The sequence below is a fragment of the Cupriavidus sp. 01L46 genome (assembly GCF_056399905.1).
Genome location: NZ_JBFTSF010000620.1, coordinates 1 through 1,146, shown reverse-complemented (window position 1 = coordinate 1,146; position 1,146 = coordinate 1). Strand labels below are relative to the sequence as shown.

Sequence of the window (1,146 nt, the reverse complement as noted above, 5' to 3'; positions counted from 1 at the left end):
GAACAGCAGCAGCGCCGCCCATAAGCCGTCGTTGCCGAATGGGCCGGCCAGCGTAAGCGCCGCCACCATGAACGCCGCGAACGACAAGGCCATCGAGTGCATCAGGTCGCGCGTGCAGGTGGCGCCGATAAACACGCCATCGAGCAGGAAGCCCCACACGGAGACCAGCGGCAGGGCGACCGCCCACGGCAGGTAGCGCACCGCCGCGTCGTGGACCGCCCGCTGGTCGGTCAGGCAGGCGATGATCCATTCTCCGGCGCCGGCATACACCAGGGAGAAGCACAGCGCGCCCACCACGCCCCAGATCATCGTGACCCGGACCGCGCGCCGGAAGGCATGCCGGTCCCGGGTGCCGATGGCGGCGCCCACCAGCGCCTCGGCGGCATGCGCGAAGCCATCGAGCGCGTACGCCATGAAGGTCTGGAAGTTGAGCAGCAGCGCGTTGGCCGCCAGGATCACGTCGCCTTGCTGGGCGCCCGCATGGGCGAACCAGCCGAAGCTGGCCACCAAGCACAGCGTGCGGATGAAGATGTCGCGGTTGAGGGCGACCAGCCGCTTCAGTTCGTGCGCATCGGCGACCACCGCCCAGCGCAGAGGCGGCAAGCCGTGCGGGCGCAGCCGCCAGAGCAGGGCAGCGCCCAGCACGAAGCCGCATGCATCGGCGGTGGCTGTGGCGGCGCCGATCCCCGCGATGCCCCAGTCGAATACATAAACATAAAGCAGCACCGCGGCAATGTTCACCGCGTTGATGAAGAGCTGGATGAGCAGGCCGAGCCGCACGTGCTGGCAGCCCAGCAGGTAGCCGAGCACCACGTAGTTGCACAAGGCAAAAGGCGCCGCCCAGATCCGCGCATGGCTGTAGACCCGCGCGTGGTGCTGGAGTGTGTCGCTGCCGCCGATCAGGCCCAGCGCGCCGTTGATCAAGGGCATCTGCACGGCCAGCACGCCGAGCCCTATGACGGTGGCCAGCATCAGGGCGCGTGCCAGCGTGGCGCGCAGTGCCGCGCCGTCCTGGGCGCCGTAGGCTTGCGCGGCGAGGCCGGTGGTACCCATGCGCAGGCTTGACCTGGTGCGCTCGCTGCTGATGCGGGGCCAGTCGCTGGCCGATGCCGCGCTGGCCGCCGGCTTCACCGATCAGAGCCACAT

At 69.4% G+C, this 1,146-nt stretch carries 1 pseudogene; it reads right to left on the bottom strand.

The features are described 5' to 3' along the window. A pseudogene (locus tag AC1DS3_RS38895) lies at positions 1–1,059 on the bottom strand (MATE family efflux transporter); the annotation flags it as partial. Between the last annotated feature and the right edge of the window lie 87 nt (positions 1,060–1,146).